This is a genomic window from Vibrio alginolyticus NBRC 15630 = ATCC 17749 (assembly GCF_000354175.2).
Lineage (GTDB): Bacteria > Pseudomonadota > Gammaproteobacteria > Enterobacterales > Vibrionaceae > Vibrio > Vibrio alginolyticus.
In genome coordinates this window covers 1,070,982-1,087,869 of sequence record NC_022359.1, presented here as the reverse complement: position 1 = coordinate 1,087,869, position 16,888 = coordinate 1,070,982, and the positions used below count along the sequence as shown (strand labels likewise).

Annotated in this window: 14 protein-coding genes; 4 read left to right on the top strand and 10 right to left on the bottom strand. The window is 44.2% G+C overall.

Going from position 1 to position 16,888, the window contains the following annotated elements:
* Positions 1–112: 112 nt before the first annotated feature.
* Positions 113–1,465 (top strand): NADP-specific glutamate dehydrogenase, encoded by a 1,353-nt coding sequence (gene gdhA / locus N646_RS20125; protein ID WP_005373174.1) that lies wholly within the window; start codon positions 113–115, stop codon positions 1,463–1,465.
* Between the two features lie 75 nt (positions 1,466–1,540).
* On the opposite strand, the gene N646_RS20120 is transcribed toward gdhA, so the two are convergent.
* From N646_RS20120 to N646_RS20110, 3 genes are all read right to left on the bottom strand, one after another.
* A complete protein-coding gene (locus N646_RS20120; RefSeq protein ID WP_017820322.1) occupies positions 1,541–2,008 on the bottom strand; it encodes an OsmC family protein in 468 nt (155 codons plus the stop codon).
* 99 nt (positions 2,009–2,107) lie between these two features.
* Entirely contained in the window at positions 2,108–4,465 is a 2,358-nt protein-coding gene (locus N646_RS20115) for an ATP-binding protein (protein ID WP_017820323.1), read from the bottom strand.
* Entirely contained in the window at positions 4,458–5,426 is a 969-nt protein-coding gene (locus N646_RS20110) for a cytochrome-c peroxidase (protein ID WP_017820324.1), read from the bottom strand. The genes N646_RS20115 and N646_RS20110 overlap by 8 nt, the downstream gene beginning before the upstream one ends.
* Before the next feature lie 498 nt (positions 5,427–5,924).
* On the opposite strand from N646_RS20110, the gene N646_RS20105 reads away from it, so the two are divergent.
* Complete coding sequence (locus N646_RS20105; RefSeq protein ID WP_017820326.1) at positions 5,925–7,301, top strand: NfeD family protein; 1,377 nt, start codon at positions 5,925–5,927, stop codon at positions 7,299–7,301.
* 10 nt (positions 7,302–7,311) lie between these two features.
* Entirely contained in the window at positions 7,312–8,094 is a 783-nt protein-coding gene (locus N646_RS20100) for a slipin family protein (RefSeq protein ID WP_005373196.1), read from the top strand.
* Between the two features lie 41 nt (positions 8,095–8,135).
* On the opposite strand, the gene N646_RS20095 is transcribed toward N646_RS20100, so the two are convergent.
* Positions 8,136–8,570, bottom strand: coding sequence for a globin (locus N646_RS20095; RefSeq protein ID WP_017633662.1), 435 nt, complete (start codon positions 8,568–8,570; stop codon positions 8,136–8,138).
* 243 nt (positions 8,571–8,813) lie between these two features.
* Here N646_RS20095 and N646_RS20090 point away from each other — a divergent pair, with 243 nt between their 5' ends.
* Positions 8,814–9,470 carry an NAD(P)H-dependent oxidoreductase gene (locus N646_RS20090; protein ID WP_017633663.1) on the top strand — a complete coding sequence of 219 codons (657 nt, stop codon included), beginning with the start codon at positions 8,814–8,816 and terminating at the stop codon, positions 9,468–9,470.
* A 96-nt stretch (positions 9,471–9,566) separates the two neighbouring features.
* On the opposite strand, the gene choV is transcribed toward N646_RS20090, so the two are convergent.
* From choV to betI, 6 genes are all read right to left on the bottom strand, one after another.
* Entirely contained in the window at positions 9,567–10,745 is a 1,179-nt protein-coding gene (gene choV / locus N646_RS20085) for a choline ABC transporter ATP-binding protein (protein WP_017633664.1), read from the bottom strand.
* Positions 10,746–10,747: 2 nt separating this feature from the next.
* Positions 10,748–11,590: a choline ABC transporter permease subunit gene (gene choW / locus N646_RS20080; protein WP_005392552.1), complete on the bottom strand. Its 843-nt coding sequence runs from the start codon at positions 11,588–11,590 to the stop codon at positions 10,748–10,750.
* Positions 11,591–11,665: 75 nt separating this feature from the next.
* Positions 11,666–12,604 (bottom strand): choline ABC transporter substrate-binding protein, encoded by a 939-nt coding sequence (locus N646_RS20075; RefSeq protein WP_017820327.1) that lies wholly within the window; start codon positions 12,602–12,604, stop codon positions 11,666–11,668.
* 36 nt (positions 12,605–12,640) lie between these two features.
* The gene (gene betA / locus N646_RS20070; RefSeq protein ID WP_005382647.1) at positions 12,641–14,356 is read right to left on the bottom strand and encodes a choline dehydrogenase; all 1,716 of its coding nucleotides are present in this window, start codon (positions 14,354–14,356) and stop codon (positions 12,641–12,643) included.
* 181 nt (positions 14,357–14,537) lie between these two features.
* Positions 14,538–15,998 carry a betaine-aldehyde dehydrogenase gene (gene betB, locus N646_RS20065; protein WP_017820328.1) on the bottom strand — a complete coding sequence of 487 codons (1,461 nt, stop codon included), beginning with the start codon at positions 15,996–15,998 and terminating at the stop codon, positions 14,538–14,540.
* 18 nt (positions 15,999–16,016) lie between these two features.
* A complete protein-coding gene (gene betI / locus N646_RS20060; RefSeq protein WP_017820329.1) occupies positions 16,017–16,616 on the bottom strand; it encodes a transcriptional regulator BetI in 600 nt (199 codons plus the stop codon).
* Positions 16,617–16,888: the final 272 nt, after the last annotated feature.

Genomic DNA, 16,888 nt, shown 5'->3' with positions numbered 1-16,888 from the left:
ATTCTCATCCGCAGGAAAGACCACTACAACCATTGAATCTTGGTCAAAATCACTATTTAATGGAAATACATTCATATAAACTGATTGCTTATTCACATCAAGGAAGAAATCTATGTCATACATACACGATACTATTGTTGCGTTGCAACACAGTAGCCCTGCGCAAAAAGAATTTTACCAAGCGGTAGAAGAAGTATTAACTTCTCTCGCGCCGGTAATAGAAGGCAATAATAAATATAAGGAACAAGCGATTATCCAGAGGATCGTCGAGCCAGAACGTCAAATCATGTTTCGAGTTCCTTGGGTTGATGATGCTGGAAATGTACAAGTAAACAAAGGTTATCGAGTTGAATTCAACTCTGCTTTGGGGCCGTACAAAGGAGGATTGAGATTCCATCACTCAGTCAATGCGAGCATCATAAAATTTCTCGGCTTTGAGCAAATCTTTAAAAACGCACTGACTGGCCTTCCTATCGGTGGCGGCAAAGGCGGTTCAAACTTCGATCCTAAAGGAAAATCCGACGGCGAGATCATGCGATTTTGCCAATCATTTATGAACGAGTTGTACCGTCACATCGGTCCTACCACCGATGTGCCCGCAGGCGATATCGGTGTCGGGGCGCGCGAAATTGGCTATATGTTTGGTCAATACAAACGATTGACGGGCCGCTACGAAGGTGTGCTTACAGGCAAGAGTCTTCTTTGGGGTGGCTCACTCGCCAGAAAAGAAGCGACAGGATATGGCGCCGTCTATTTTGCAGAATGCATGCTCAACGACCGCAACGATTCATTGAAAGGGAAAACTTGTCTCGTTTCTGGTGCTGGCAACGTGGCTATCTACGCCATTGAAAAACTGTACCATATGGGAGCAACGCCAGTTACATGCAGCGACTCTCGAGGTACGATCTATCATGAGCACGGTATTGATCTTAAGCTCCTAAAACAACTGAAAGAAGTGAAAAGAGCAAGCTTAGAAGAATATTTAGAAACTTACCCTGAAGCAGAATACACACCAGAGGGCGACTATCCTAATGAAGGACATGCTGTTTGGCGATATCAGGCTGATGCTGCCTTCCCTTGTGCGACTCAAAATGAACTAACGTCAGACGACGCACTGGCTCTTATCGAAAACGGATGTATTTTGATTAGTGAAGGGGCGAACATGCCAACCACCCGTGATGCTGCCAATATTATCGTGGACTCAGACATAGCTTATGGGCCTGCCAAAGCAGCCAATGCAGGCGGCGTTGCAACCAGTCAACTTGAAATGGCGCAAAACGCCAGCATGCAAAACTGGACGTTTGAACAAGTGGATAGTCAGTTGCAAACCATCATGAAAAATATTTTCATCAATGCAAACGAAACCAGTAAAGAGTTTGGCCAACCTGGAAATTTAGTTTTAGGCGCCAACATTGCAGGCTTTAGAAAAGTCGCTGATGCAATGATTGAGCAAGGTGTCGTCTAGATGAACGAGCCAGCAGGATGACTGCTGGCTTAATATAACTCCGCAATAGGCCGCGCTTTTGATAAAGAGCTTCACTTAATTCGCAATAAGCGTTGTCACTTCTGTTTTAACGGAGTTGGCGATAAAGCAATTCTCATGGGCCATGTGGTGCAGTTTTTCTAATTGAGATGGTGTCGGTTGTTTTTCACCTGAAAATGTTATCTTAGGGTTTAACGTTACCTTTGATACCCACTCTTTTCCGTTTTCGCCTTTTTCAAGCTCCCCTACCGCTTCATCGAAGTAACTGTCCACAACATAACGTCGCTTTGCTGCAATAGACAGGAAAACGAGCATATGACAACTAGAAAGTGCCGCGACAAACGCTTCTTCTGGATCAACGTTTTCTTCTACGGATAGTGGTAATGGTACTACGTGGGGAGATGGAGATGCTGGGACTTGCAACCCTCCATCAAATTGCCAAATGTGTGCCCGACTATACTTATTATCACTAAACTCTTCGCCAGCTTTACGATGCCATTTGATTAAAGCGGAATGCTTACTCATTCTAACTCCCTGATTTTCCGACGACGAATCAACACTATCCGTCCTTGCCACAGTAAACCACAACAAAATGAGTTAAGGAAAGCATCGCACTCACAGGGACTATAAAATCTGTTGAGGATCGGCATTGTTCTTCTGGATATCATCCAAAAGTCTATGAGACTGATGGATGTTGACCTGTAACCGATTGATCAGCATCTGCAACTGCTCAATCTCGGGACTTTGGTTGGCTTTAAGTTGAGTTTCCAGGGCCTCCGTTTGGCTCGCCAAAATAGGTAAACTTAGGTTCAGTGCCATCCCTTTCGTTTTGTGCAACGTCAGCTCTAATGAAGCAAAGTCTTCAGCCATAAAGTATTCAATAAGTTCATCAACAGAAGTCTCAAAATCGACAATAATGCTTTTTAGCAACTCGTCGAGCGCTTCTGGCTCATCTCGTAAAGAAGTAAACATGCCTGAACGGGAGAGTTCTTCCTCTGTTAACCTTAAGTTCTCGATTGGCTTACGTTGCAATTGAAGCACATTGCTGTCACTCGTTAGTGGCGGATTCTGTTTCGGTTCGAGTCTGGCGGCAAACTGTTTGAGAGCGTCTGAAAAGCTCTCATGCTGTAGCGGTTTTGTCAGCACATGGTCTGCTCCTGCTTCAATAAAGCTATCGTGAGCTTCACGAAATACGTCTGCCGTGTACGCAAAGAGTAATGTCTTAATACCTAACTCTTGTCGGATAACGCGTGTCGCCTCAACGCCATTCATCTCGGGCATATGGTTGTCCATCAAGATCAGGTCGTACTCGTTCTCTTTCGCCTTTTTAACCGCGATTAATCCATTTTCTGCAACATCCACTTCATGCCCGAGCTTTTCGCAAAACCCTTTTGCCACAATGGCATTCACACGATTATCATCAGCAAGTAGTATCTTTAAATGGTGTGATTTTGCGCGAGGTTTCGGTGCTTCTTGCTGCTTTTTCGGAGCAGATTCTACCCAAGGAATCGGCAACTCAACGATAAATTGACTTCCAACGCCTTCTATACTCTTCAGAGTAATATGGCCACCCATCAAATCGGTTAGTTTTTTGACGATGGCTAACCCAAGCCCTGTTCCGCCGAACCTTCGAGTCGTTGATGAGTCTGCTTGCTCAAACGAGTTAAAAATATGCTCGTGCTTGTCTGGCGCAATACCAATACCGGTGTCGCTCACGCACATGACCAACAACTGATTCGATTCATCTAACTCGGTTCTAACCAGCACATGCCCTTCATTGGTAAACTTCACCGCGTTACCGGCGAGATTAAATAAGATCTGTCGTAAACGCGCACAATCCCCAGTAAATTCAGTATATTCAGAAACCTCGTTTTCCAAGATTAGCTCGATATTTTTTTCATCAACAAGTGGTTTTATTGCGCTACACACCGGAGAAAGCACTTGATCGAGCTTAAACTTAGCTTGCTCAAATTCCAGTTTGTTTTCTTCAACTTTAGAAAAATCCAAAATATCGTTGAGGATAGTCATCAGATGCTGGCCAGAGTCAAGAATAACCCTAATGTGCTCTTTCGTCGTCGGCTCTTTGGTCTCTTCTGCAATCATTTGAGAAAGCCCTAGTACGCCATTCATCGGCGTTCTTAGTTCGTGACTCATTGCAGCAAGAAAATTTGATTTCGCTTTTGCCGCTCGCTCGGCTTTGTTTCTCGCCTCTTCAATTTCAAGATTCAACTGTTTTAAGTTATGCATTCGGTGATGTGACTGATAAACAAACGCGCTAACTAGAAACATCACCGCGATAAATACAAACAACCACGTAAAACGCGCCTCACTTTGAGCAATATTGAGTAACCGATGCTCTGAGCTTTCGACAAACTCAATATAAGTGTGATCAAGCAGTTCATTCGTCAGCAATTCAATTCTTTTATCACTCGTTTGAAGCCGTTTAAGGAAGTTCGCTTCTTTTTCACTCTCAACTTCAGTTTGTGTTAGAAGCAACTGGTTGAGAAATTCAAAATAACGACTGCCACCCAATGATTGACCGCTCTCGGTAGAAACCTCTTGCTGATATAAATTGAACAACATGAGTAATGCATACCGATTTTCTACCTGAACACCAATTAACATATCAAGCTTCAACGTTGTTTGAAGCACTCGCTCCTTAAACTGTTCAAGCGTATCCCTAACTTTTATACGATTGGGTGTCACGGGAAACCAAACTGATGCCTTTGATGATTCCAACAGTGCCTGTGCTGCGATTTCTATCTCTACTAAAGATGTTGTTAACTCATAGTTTTTCCTATCTTCAACGGCATATCGGTTCACGATAACATCACGCTCTTCAATCAACTCATGTCCGATATTCATTAGCCCTGCATGAAATTCTTGAGCGTTTTTTGAATTCATATACGACATATACGCCAGTGTGCAGCACGTCAGTATCCCAATAAAAAAGCAAAAGTTGATCAGTTTGAATTTATTCATTTTCCAACACCTCTAAAATTATGGGTCTAGGTGCTGTCAACGACTGCAAGAATGCTTCAATGTCCGCGACATTCTCATCGTTCATCGTTATACCGAGCTGGGTTTTAGCCATGATTTGTATCGCGTCGGATAACTTATCGACTTGCCCATTATGAAAATAAGGACTCGTTAGCGCGACATTGCGTAAACTGGCTACTCTAAAATAGAATCGCTCTTCATCTTCTATCGTAACGAGTTGCCTGCCCGAGTCCTCTACTACTGGCTTATCCTTGAAATAGGCGAACCTTTGGATCATCGCTCCGCCGATATTTTTGCCCTGATGACACTGCACACAACCTGAAGTCTGAAATGTTTTCCAACCTCTGATTTGCTGTTCACTCAGTACATGCGTGTAACCCAATAAGTAAGCATCGAATGGTGCGCCAGGCGTCTGCAGCCCTTCAACAAACTCCACAATAGCGGACTTGATATTATGAACGTTAATCGGCAATTCACCGTCACGATTAAATAGAGCTTGATAATGTTCACTCTCTTTTACATATTGCTCTATTGTTTGCCAGTTTGAGTCCATTTCCATTGGATTATGGATTGGACCATCAATCTGAGCCATCAAGGTGTTTTCCGTACCATCCCATAAAAAACGATAATTTAACGCTGCATTAAACACTGTTATAGAATTTCTAATTCCATCACCTTTCACCCCCGTAGAGACAGGTGTATTTTCAGCGCCATTGGTTTGCAGATTGTGGCATGTCGCACAGCTGACATTACCATTTGACGATAATTGAGGATCGCGGAAGAGATGCCAGCCAATTCTCGCTAGCTTAATATCCACATTAGGATCACCCTGTATGGGCTGAACTAGGGAGATATCACCTAACATCTTCGCGTTTCTTGCGGTTGTTGTTTGGCTCAAAATGAGTGTTACAACAGCTAGTGCGATTGCGCTGAATTGCCTCATCAACTACATACCTTAAACTTGTCATTGATATGAATTTAGTTGCATTTTGGCGTTTTTTCCACCGACAGGAAGTTGAAAAAACGAGTTAAGTATTGCTTTGTTTAAGGCTTTGGTTGAAGAGGGAGTAATAAGGCGAATAGGAAGAAACCTATCGCCTTATGAGTAGCTAACGTATTGAAATCTGAGTTTAGTGTAGAAAAGCCAAAAACCGTTGAAACCAAGTCACCTCTCCATAGGAGATCAGATCGAAAATAGTAAAGAAAACGGCACAGATAACGGCCAACTTAATCAAACGCTGAACAATAAACATAAACATCACAATTACCAATAATTTGCTTTAGTTTACTATCTCACACAGCGTTTATATATAAAAAAGTAGTCTCCTAATTAGCCTCGGCAACTTATTCATTAGAACCTATACTCAAGCATCTCTAAGTTATTTGGATATACTTGAATTAGGATTTCAAAAAGTCCCTGTGACCACACAAGGAGGACTGCATGAAACGACTATGGATATGGTTCTTACCTTTACTCTTGATTGCCAGTCAAGCACTGGCGAATACCGTTTGGATTGTTCCTGTCAAAGGCGCTATAGGGCCTGCTACTAGCGACTATTTATCTCGTGAAATAGAAGAAGCTCAACTAAACGGTGTCAGTTTAGTGATCTTAGAGATGGACACACCAGGCGGCTTAGATAGCGCAATGCGAGATATTATTCACGCGATTACCACCTCCTCGACTCCCATTGCAACTTGGGTCGGCCCATCTGGTTCTAGAGCTGCCAGTGCAGGAACATACATCTTGCTCGCTAGTCACGTAGCCGCCATGGCTGAAGCGACAAACCTCGGAGCTGCAACGCCCGTCGCGTTAGGTGGTACGCCTCAACCTCCTTCATCGGATGATGGCAAAGATCAAAACGCGGAAGAAACGCCAGAAGGAACCAACGAAAGCTCAGAGAAAGTTCCCGCTAAAACCGCAATGGAGAAAAAGGTAATTAACGACGCCAAAGCCTACATTAAAGGCTTAGCAAAACTTCATGGACGAAATGCAGAATGGGCAGAGAAAGCAGTAAGCGAAGCGGCGAGCTTGGATGCAACAGAAGCATTAGAATTAAACGTGATCGATTACGTCGCCAATTCTCCAGAGGACTTAGTCAAAGCCATAGATGGGCAAACAGTTAAAGTAAACAATCGCACTGTGACATTGTCACTTGAAAATCCAACATGGGTTGAAAGAACGCCAGATTGGCGAGCAGAAATGTTAGCCGTTATCACCAATCCAAACGTTGCCTACATTCTAATGCTCATCGGCATCTACGGTTTACTTCTTGAATTTTACAACCCAGGAATTGGCTTACCCGGTGTGCTAGGTGGGATTTGTCTGCTTCTTGCCATGTACGCATTACAAATGATGCCCGTCAACTACGCAGGTCTTGGTCTGCTGTTACTCGGTATTGCACTAATGATAGCGGAAGCATTCAGCCCGAGCTTTGGTATTTTGGGCTTAGGCGGTGTTGTCGCCTTTGTACTCGGTTCGATATTTCTCATGGACAGTGAGTTACCAGGGTTCCAGATCGCCCTTCCTTTGATTTTTGGTATTGCCATATTTTCCGTAGCTCTAATCGTGCTGACCGTCGGCCTGCTGCTCAAAATTCGCCGCCGGCGTGTAACGACGGGTTTAGAGACTTACCCTGGGAAGGTCGCTGTGGTAAGCGATGACTTTATCGATGGCGAAGGACGCGTTCAACTCAACGGTGCTTTATGGCGAGCTAAAGCCAAAGACCATCAACAATTCAAACAAGGTGATCACGTCACCATTGTTAATGTTAAAGGGCTGACCTTAACTGTGATGCCTGATGACCGCCAAAATAAATAGGAGGCGCTTTATGATGCTCTATACCGTTGCGGTGATCGTGGTGCTGCTGTTCGCACTAGCGACCCAAATGTTCAAAGTTTTGAGAGAATACGAACGTGGGGTTGTGTTCTTTCTTGGTCGATTTCAAGAAGTCAAAGGACCTGGTTTGATCATCCTTATCCCATTTATTCAGCAAATGGTGAGGGTTGATTTACGTACTGTCGTTTTGGATGTGCCGACACAAGATTTAATTACCAAAGATAACGTTTCTGTGCGCGTCAACGCGGTCGTTTATTTTCGCGTAGTCGATCCTCAAATGGCGATTAACAATATTGAAAGCTACAGCGATGCCACCAGTCAGTTAGCACAAACCACGCTGCGCTCGGTATTGGGTCAGCATGAACTCGATGAATTGCTATCAGAGCGAGAACGCCTCAATAAGGATTTACAATCCATTCTCGATCAACAGACTGATGACTGGGGAATCAAGATTGCTACGGTTGAAGTCAAACATGTTGATTTAAATGACAGCATGGTCAGAGCCCTAGCCCGTCAGGCAGAAGCAGAACGTAACCGTAGGGCGAAGATCATTCACGCTACTGGTGAGTTAGAGGCTTCAAATAAATTAAAAGAAGCAGCGCAAATGCTCAACGAAGCACCGAATGCACTGCAATTACGTTACATGCAGACACTCACTGAAATCACTACAGACAAAACATCCACTATTATTTTTCCAATGCCGATCAATCTTGTCGAAGCTGTCAGTGATATCGCCGAAGCGGTGAAAAAGAATAAAGAGACACAAGATAAGTAAGATTCTGCCCCTAGGAAGTAACGACCACTCACGTTACTTCCTTATTTGGTACTCGCTTTAAGGATGTGCCCATCTTCTTTATCACATTCTTGTTTCATTACTTCTAAGCCCGTTTTAAAGCATGTTCGCCAAGCGGTTTCAACATCGGCATCGTACCCAGAATCACACTGCCGAACCGTTTCTAACAAACTCTCAAGCCAAACATCAAAATCCTGCGGCTCTATACCAATATCTGCACTTGCATGCTTTTTCCCATACTTTTCCACCATTTTGTGCGCTTCGGTCGAGGTATCTGCCATCATAAAAAACACGATAGACCCTCTAAGCATTCTCACTTGTTGGTGCATGTCTATACCGTCAAACTTCTGTCTAAAGTTGGCGCTTTTCGACCATAAATTTTTGTAGAACAAGTCGAAAAACTCCTGATCTGAAGTACAACGTTCATAGCTATCATTAAAAACTTCAATCACGTTCATGTTGCTTTCCCCTACGCCTCAATATGAGTTTAATTTAATATCAAATAAAAGCTTCCAAATAAGGACTTTTAAGTTTCAAATCGATCAACTCACATCGATTTTCAACAAAAAGTAAAAAGTGATTTAAATAAACACCCTCTTATCAATGAAAAAATATCCATTATCATGAACCCATATTCGAGGTACGCATGGTTTTCGATGCTAGTGCATCCTCATCTGTCATCACATAAAGAGGATATAAACGTGTCCCATCAAATCATTACCGATCTAAATAACCGTTACACTGCAAAAAAATATGATGAAACCAAGCGCGTTTCTCAAGAAGACATGGCGATAATCAAAGAAGCACTGCGTTTGTCGGCGTCTTCTATCAACTCACAACCATGGAAATTCATCGTTATTGAAAGTGATGAAGCGAAGCAACGTTTCCACAATACGTTTGCAAATATGCACCAGTTTAACCAACCACACGCGAAAGCCGCATCACATACGATTCTGTTTGCTTACGATCCTAAATTTACTAAAGAGAAATTTGCGAAACGTGTGGATGCAGAAGTAACATCTGGCCACTTGCCAGCGGAGATGTACAACAACTTTATGGGTGCTTACGCTTTTGCCGATGCAAATACGGACGAAAATGGCTTCAACGGAAACTGGACAAAAGCACAAGTCTATTTGGCACTAGGCAACCTACTACACACATTGGCACGACTAGGCATTGATTCAACACCGATGGAAGGTGTCGATCCGGCTCTGATTGGAGAAGAGTTTAAAGAAGAGCTCGAGGGCCATATTTGTGAAGTTGCGCTGGCGATTGGCTACCATAAAGATGGGGAAGATTACAATCATGGTCTTCCAAAAGCACGCCTTGCAATGGATGAGGTAATTACGACTCTATAGTCGACCATTGTCTTAGCTTAGCGACTTAACTCATTGTTTAAACTAAAAAGAGCCGCATTAATGTGCGGCTCTTTTTTACTTGGTTCTGCGTCAACGTTACGCAACTTGCTCTGACTTAAAATTACCAAGCAATGCATCGTAAAGCTCATTGTCGCTTAACACACCAACCAGCTTATTATCTTCAACCATAAGCAGAGGCTGATTGCTGCGCTGTTTAAGTTCAATCGCTTCTCGCATACTGATTTCTGGGCTAACCTGAACCAGAGAGTTTTCATTAACTTCATCAAGGTTCGAAGAATCGCTCTTCCATTGAATCAACGATTTACCTTTATCCGCTAAACTTAACCCCTTGCTCTCTTGTATCACCCAAATATCTTTATCAGGGCAAATCAGAACACGCGTATCTTCGCGAACCAAATCGTCACGCATTAAGGAACGTCCCTTCAGCACATTTAATGGATTAGTGTGAGCAACAAAGTCCGCCACATAATCGTTTTCTGGAGCAAGAATGATCTGTTCTGGCTTGCCATGTTGAATCAGCTTTCCTGATTCCATAATGGCGATGTTGTTGCCGATTTTAAGCGCCTCATCCAAGTCGTGACTCACAAAAAGAATGGTTTTGTTTAGCTTTTCTTGCAGCAGAATCAATTCATCTTGAAGCTGAGCACGAATCAATGGGTCAAGCGCTGAAAACGGCTCATCCATTAACAAGATATCTGTGTCCATCGCGAACGCTCGCGCTAGGCCAACACGCTGCTGCATACCACCAGAGAGCTCGTGCGGGAATTTCGTTTCCCACTCAGACAAACCGACCATTTCGAGCTGTTCACGCGCTTTTTTACGGCGCTCAGCTTTACCAATGCCTTGCATCTCTAGACCAAACGCTACATTGTCTAACACCGTTAACCATGGCATCAATGCAAACTTCTGAAACACCATGGACACGCGGTGCGTACGAAGGTGGCGCAGCTTCTGTTCGTCACAGTTAGAGAGCTCAACCATATCGTCGCCATCTTTGATTTTCAGAGAGCCACGAGAGATATCGTTCAATCCGTTAACCGTTCGCAGCAAACTTGATTTACCCGAGCCCGAAAGCCCCATCAAGACACAGATCTCACCCTGTTTCACGTTCAGCGAAACATTATCAACCCCAACCACTTGGCCAGTTTCATCAATGATTTCTTGTCGAGACTTCCCTTGATCTAGTAGTGCTAGCGCCTGTGCTTGTTGCTGACCAAAAACGACATCAAGATTTTTAATAGTAATAGCGTCCATGATTATGCCTCCTTCTGGTTTGGTGCTTTACACAAGCGATCAAGAATGATGGCAACGAGTACAATCGCTAAACCAGCTTCAAAACCTTGCGAGATGTTTACCGTATTCAGTGCGCGTACGACTGGTTTACCAAGTCCATCAGCACCAACAAGCGCCGCAATGACTACCATAGACAGAGACAACATAATGCACTGCGTAACGCCAGCCATAATACTTGGCAATGCCGCAGGTAACTCCACCTTAAACAGTAGCTTCATGCGGCTGGCACCAAATGCTTTACCCGCTTCAAGTAGCTCCTCCGGCACTTTAATAATGCCGAGGTACGTCAATCGAATGGGTGCAGCGATAGCGAAAATGATGGTCGAGATTAGACCAGGGACAATACCTAAGCCAAACAGAACCAAGGTTGGAATTAGGTAAACGAATGTCGGTACGGTCTGCATTAAATCGAGTATTGGCCGCAACAAGGTGTATAACCAAGGACGGTGCGCCGCCATAATGCCCAACGGCACGCCAATTAATACGGAAATCGTTGTCGCTGCAAACACAAGGACAAAGGTTTCCAGCATTTCTTGCCAGTAACCAAGGTTGAGAATTGCGAGTAAGGCCAACACGATAAATACGACAAGAGGAATGCTGCGATGTAAGAACCAAGCAATTGCCGCCGTCATAATGATTGGCGCTGCAGGTGGCATCCATTTAAAAATGTCCACCACGAAAAGAATGATCGTTTCAAGTGTAATAGAGATTGCATCGAAAAAACCCGATGCATTGATGGTTAACCAATCGACGCCAGTTTCCATCCATTGGCCCAACGGTAGTTTGTTGTCCGTAATAAAATTCAAAATAAAACCTTTGTGTTAATGAAGCGGGCAAAACTGCCCACTTTCTTTTAAAAAAACGAGCTCAAATACTGCTTATTAAGCGTTTGTTTTTAAGTAGTTTGTAATAGCTGTTAGCGCATCTTGGCCATCCACCGTTTTCACGCCTTCTAGCCACGCTGCAATTTGCTCTTGGTTTGCATTCAACCATGCTTGCGCTGCTTTTGATGGCTTCTGTTTCTGGTTAAGAATCGCTTCCATCAGTTCATTTTCCATTTCTAGGTTAAACTCTAGATTTTTCACTAGCTGACCTACATTTGGACACTCAGCGAGGTAATTTTTACGTACGTTTGTGTAGACGTTCGCGCCGCCGTAGTTAGGACCGAAGAAGTCATCACCACCCGCTAGATATTCCATTTCAACGTTACTATTCATTGGGTGCGGCGCCCAACCTAGGTACACAATCCATTGATTGCGGCGTGCGGCACGTGATACTTGAGACACCATGCCAGCTTCACTGGACTCAACTAGGCTGAAATCTTTTAGGCCGAATGCGTTGCTATCAATCATTGACTGAATTAAGCGGTTGCCATCGTTTCCTGGTTCAATGCCGTAAATGCGGTCTTTAAATTTGTCGGCATGTTTTACTAGGTCAGCGAAGTTGGTTACGCCTGCGTCATAAACGTATTTTGGAACCGCTAGCGTGTACTTTGCGCCAACGAGGTTCGCGCGTACGGTTTCAACAGTACCTGCATCACGGTATTTCGCGATATCACCTTCCATCGTTGGCATCCAGTTACCTAGGAAAATGTCGATATCGCCATTAGCCATAGAGGAGTAAGTTACAGGCACAGACAGAAGATCGGTCTTCGTTTTGTACCCCAACCCTTTAAGTAACTCTGATGTAACGGCAGTGGTCGCTGTGATGTCAGTCCAACCTACATCTGCGAAACGAACCGTTTCACATTGGTTGGCGTAAGCGCCTGTTGCTAAAGTACTTAGTGCAATTGTTGAGAAGATTTTTGTCATCTTAGACATGTTGAATTCCTTGTAATGATTACTGACTTTTTCATTTTATGAGATCGAATCGAGATCTCTTTTTGGCGGATGCATTCGTTGCATCTCTTGCCAGTCCGGTGCAATCCAAACTGGTACGTTGTTCGACGTTTCTAGGGCGTTATCCAAAATCATATCCGCGGCGCGTTCTGCCACCATAATCGTTGGCGCATTTAAATTACCGTTCGGAATGGTTGGGAAAATAGAAGAGTCCACCACACGCAAGCCTTGAATACCGCGTACTTGGCATCGCTCATTTAAGACGGCTAATGGGTCATTATCTGCGCCCATTTTGCAGGTACAAGATGGATGGTAAGCACTCTCGACGTTTTGCTTCACCCATTCATCAATCTGTTCATCCGTTGTGATGTTCAGACCGGGTTGGATCTCATCCCCACGAAACTCATCCATGGCTGGCTGATTGAGGATCTCGCGAGTAAGGCGAATACAATCACGCCAATCCTGCTTATCTTGTTCAGTGGAAATGTAGTTAAACTCAATCTTCGGCTTATCATTCGGATTCGCAGAGACAACTTCGACCGACCCGCGACTTTCTGGCTTGTTAGGTCCAACGTGCACTTGGAAACCATGACCATCAAAAGCAGCTTGCCCGTCATAACGCATTGCCGCTGGCAAGAAGTGATATTGAATATTTGGCCACTTTAGCCCTTCTCGAGAGCGGATAAACGCACACGATTCAAAGTGGTTAGTAGCACCAAGGCCTTTGCGAGTTAATATCCACTCAGTACCAATCAAGCCCTTGCTCACCAAACCTAATTTGCTGTTGAGCGTGATAGGTTGCTTACAGTGATATTGGAAGTACACTTCTAAGTGATCTTGCAGGTTTTTACCTACCCCCTCCAACGAGTGTTTCACCTCAATGCCCGCTTTTTCTAATACTGCCTTAGGGCCAATGCCTGAAAGCTGCAACAGCTGAACGGAGCCAACCGAACCCGCACTCGAAATCACTTCATTATTCGCAAAACATTGCTGAATTGAACCTGACTTTTCAAATTCAACGCCTACCGCTTTCTTTCCTTCTGAACCAGTTTCTTCTAATAAAACTCGATGAACCGTCACCCTCTTCATTAGGGTGAAGTTTTTGCGTTTTTTAGCGCGGCTTAAGTATGCATTAGAGGTCGAAGCGCGTACGCCTTTGTCGACGGTCATATGCATTGGGCCAAAGCCCTCTTGCTGATAACCGTTGTAATCTTTTGTTTCTGGGTAGCCCGCTTCTTTGCCTGCATCAATAAAAGCTTGGTACAGTGGATTGAGCTTCATATCGTTGCCGTTACATGTGCCGACTGGACCGTGATCGCCCCGATATTCATCAGCACCACCAATCCAAGACTCTGCTTTACGGAAATAAGGCAAACACGACTGATAATTCCAGCCTTTCGCGCCTTCCTCTTCCCACTGGTCAAAGTCACAAGCGTGTCCGCGAACGTAAACCATGCCGTTGATAGATGAGCTACCGCCCAGAACTTTTCCGCGAGGACAATGAAGTTGGCGACCATCCAACCCTTGCTCTTCAACCGTCTCAAACTGCCACGCGTATTTTTCAGTGTTCATCGGGTAAGAAAGCGCTGTTGGCATTTGGATAAAAATACTTTTATCCGACCCACCCGCTTCGAGTAATAGGACCGAATTTTGACCACTTTCACTTAAGCGATCCGCTAACACACAGCCGGCCGAACCCGCACCGACGATGATGTAATCGTAGTGTTGTTGCATTTTTATTCTCCTAGGAGTTAATACTAATCACCCTAGATAAGTGAACGAAATTAGCGTAGGAAAAATGCTTGAGAACAAGGCGGAAATTTTCGATAAGTAGTTAACCTACAATCAAAATTGACAACGTAGTTATCGAGCATTTTAACAAGCTAAAGTGGTCAGTTATCTACTATGAGTAGTATCATTTGTAAGGGCTTTCGAAGTCGCTTAGCTGAACCAGAACACTCTTCGTTTGTGTGTAATGCTTAAGGGTCTCAACTCCGTTTTCACGGCCAACACCTGATTGCTTGTAGCCGCCAACTGGCATTTCTGCAGGTGAGTCACCCCATGTGTTCACCCAACAAATACCCGCTTGAATTTGATGGATCACACGGTGCGCACGAGATAGGTTTTGAGTAAATACACCTGCCGCTAAGCCATAATCTGTGCCATTTGCACGCGCAATCACTTCCGACTCATCGCGGAATTTTAGGACTGACATTACCGGGCCAAAGATTTCTTGTTGAACGTGGCTCATGTCATCATCGCAATCGACAAATACGGTTGGAGCAACAAAGTTACCATTAGCTAGGCCATTGTCTGTTACTTTGTAGCCGCCAGTGAGTAACGTCGCGCCACTCGCTTTCGCGGCTTCAATCGCTCCTAGAACTTTCGATTCATGATCTTTAGAGATTAGCGCGCCAATTTGCGTGTTCTCATCAAGCGGATCGCCGACGACTAACAGGTCGGTTCGGGCTTTAAGCTGTGCGATAAAGTCGTCATAAATACCTTCATGGACAAATACACGTGTACCGTGCGTACAAACCTCACCTTGGGTGTAGAAGTTCGCCACCATGGCCGCAGAAACGGCATCGTTTAACTTCGCATCATCAAAAATAATCAGTGGAGACTTACCACCAAGCTCCATCGTTACTTGTTTTAGTGTCTTAGCGCTGTCACTCATGACGACTTTACCGGTGCCTGACTCACCCGTGAATGAAACTTTTGCGATATCAGGATGCGCCGTTAGCATCTGTCCTACTCGGTAATCCCCTTGCACGACATTAAATACGCCATCTGGCATGCCCGCTTCTGAATAAATTTCGGCGAGCTTAAGCGCCGTTAATGGTGTTTCTTCTGATGGCTTGAAGATCATTGCGTTGCCCGCAGCCAGTGCTGGCGCCGATTTCCACATCGCAATTTGAATTGGATAATTCCAAGCGCCAATACCCGCGCAAATGCCCAATGGCTCACGACGTGTATAGAAAAACTGATCGTCGCTGAGCGGCTGCTGTTCACCTTGTAGACTTGGAGCAAGGCCAGCGTAGTACTCAAGAACATCGGCACCTGTTGTGACATCAACCGCGATAGCTTCTTGAATGGGCTTACCAGTATCTGCCACTTCCAATGCAGCCAACTCGTCATTACGCTCACGTAAAATGGCAACGGCTTTGTGTAAAATACGGCTGCGCTCAATCGCAGTCATCGCCGACCATGCAGCAAAACCTTTTTTTGCCGATTCAATCGCTGCTTGAAGATCGTCTTGGTTCGCTTGTTTAATGTTGGCCAATGGCTCACCATTCGCCGGATTGTAAGTGGTGAAGTGTTCATCTGAACACCCGTCGTACATCGCACCATTGATATAGTGTGCTTTCATTTCCATTTTGAAGACCTGTAACTTTTATATTTTTTCAGAATAAAACGTAAGTTGTTTTTCGAGATAATCGTTGATGATGATTCTCGCTCTTTCTGCATCAATGCCTTGCGGGTTGAGCGTTCCGCGCAGCCAAATTCCATCAATAAGTGATGCAATACCATGAGCAACCAATTCAGCCTGCTCTGCATTTAATAATGCTTTGAGTTCTTTTCTTAGGTGGGACAATAGACGTCGTTCGTTGACACGCTGTAAACGCTTGAGCTGCTCGTCATGCATTGAGTACGACCAAAACGCCAGCCAAGTCTTAGCAACTTGGTTTTCTGCCTGATAGCCGACAAAGTTACCGTCAATGATTGCATTAATTCTTTGGTGATGAGCATCACTTGGCAGCTCACGTAACTTCTGTGTGATAGTGGACGAAAGCTGACGCAAGATTTCTCGCATCGTTTCCTCCAGCAATCCGTGCTTACCACCGAAATAGTGGTTGATAATCCCCGTTGATACACCGGCTTCTTTGCTGATTAACGAAATACTCGCCGCGTGTAAACCGACTCTATCAATCACTGACATTGTCGCTTTCACAAGCTGCGGTTTTCTGATTTCAGGCATCCCCACCTTTGGCATTTTGCGTCCCTGTTATTTTTAATTGAACGGTTAGTTAAATATAAAATGCCTGAAAATTAATTCGAACTCAAATTATTTTTAAAGAAAAATGTTAGTAAAAAAGGATGAAAAGTTGAGGGTGTACGAAAAATCGCTCGGTAAGAACTTGTCGGGATAACTAGATTTCAGTTTAAGAACAAACAAACAAGAAAAACAAAATCAAACACTTAAATCTTTCTCTATTTTTAAAACGATGATGAACGAGTTGATTTTTGAACAACAAAAATCTGTGC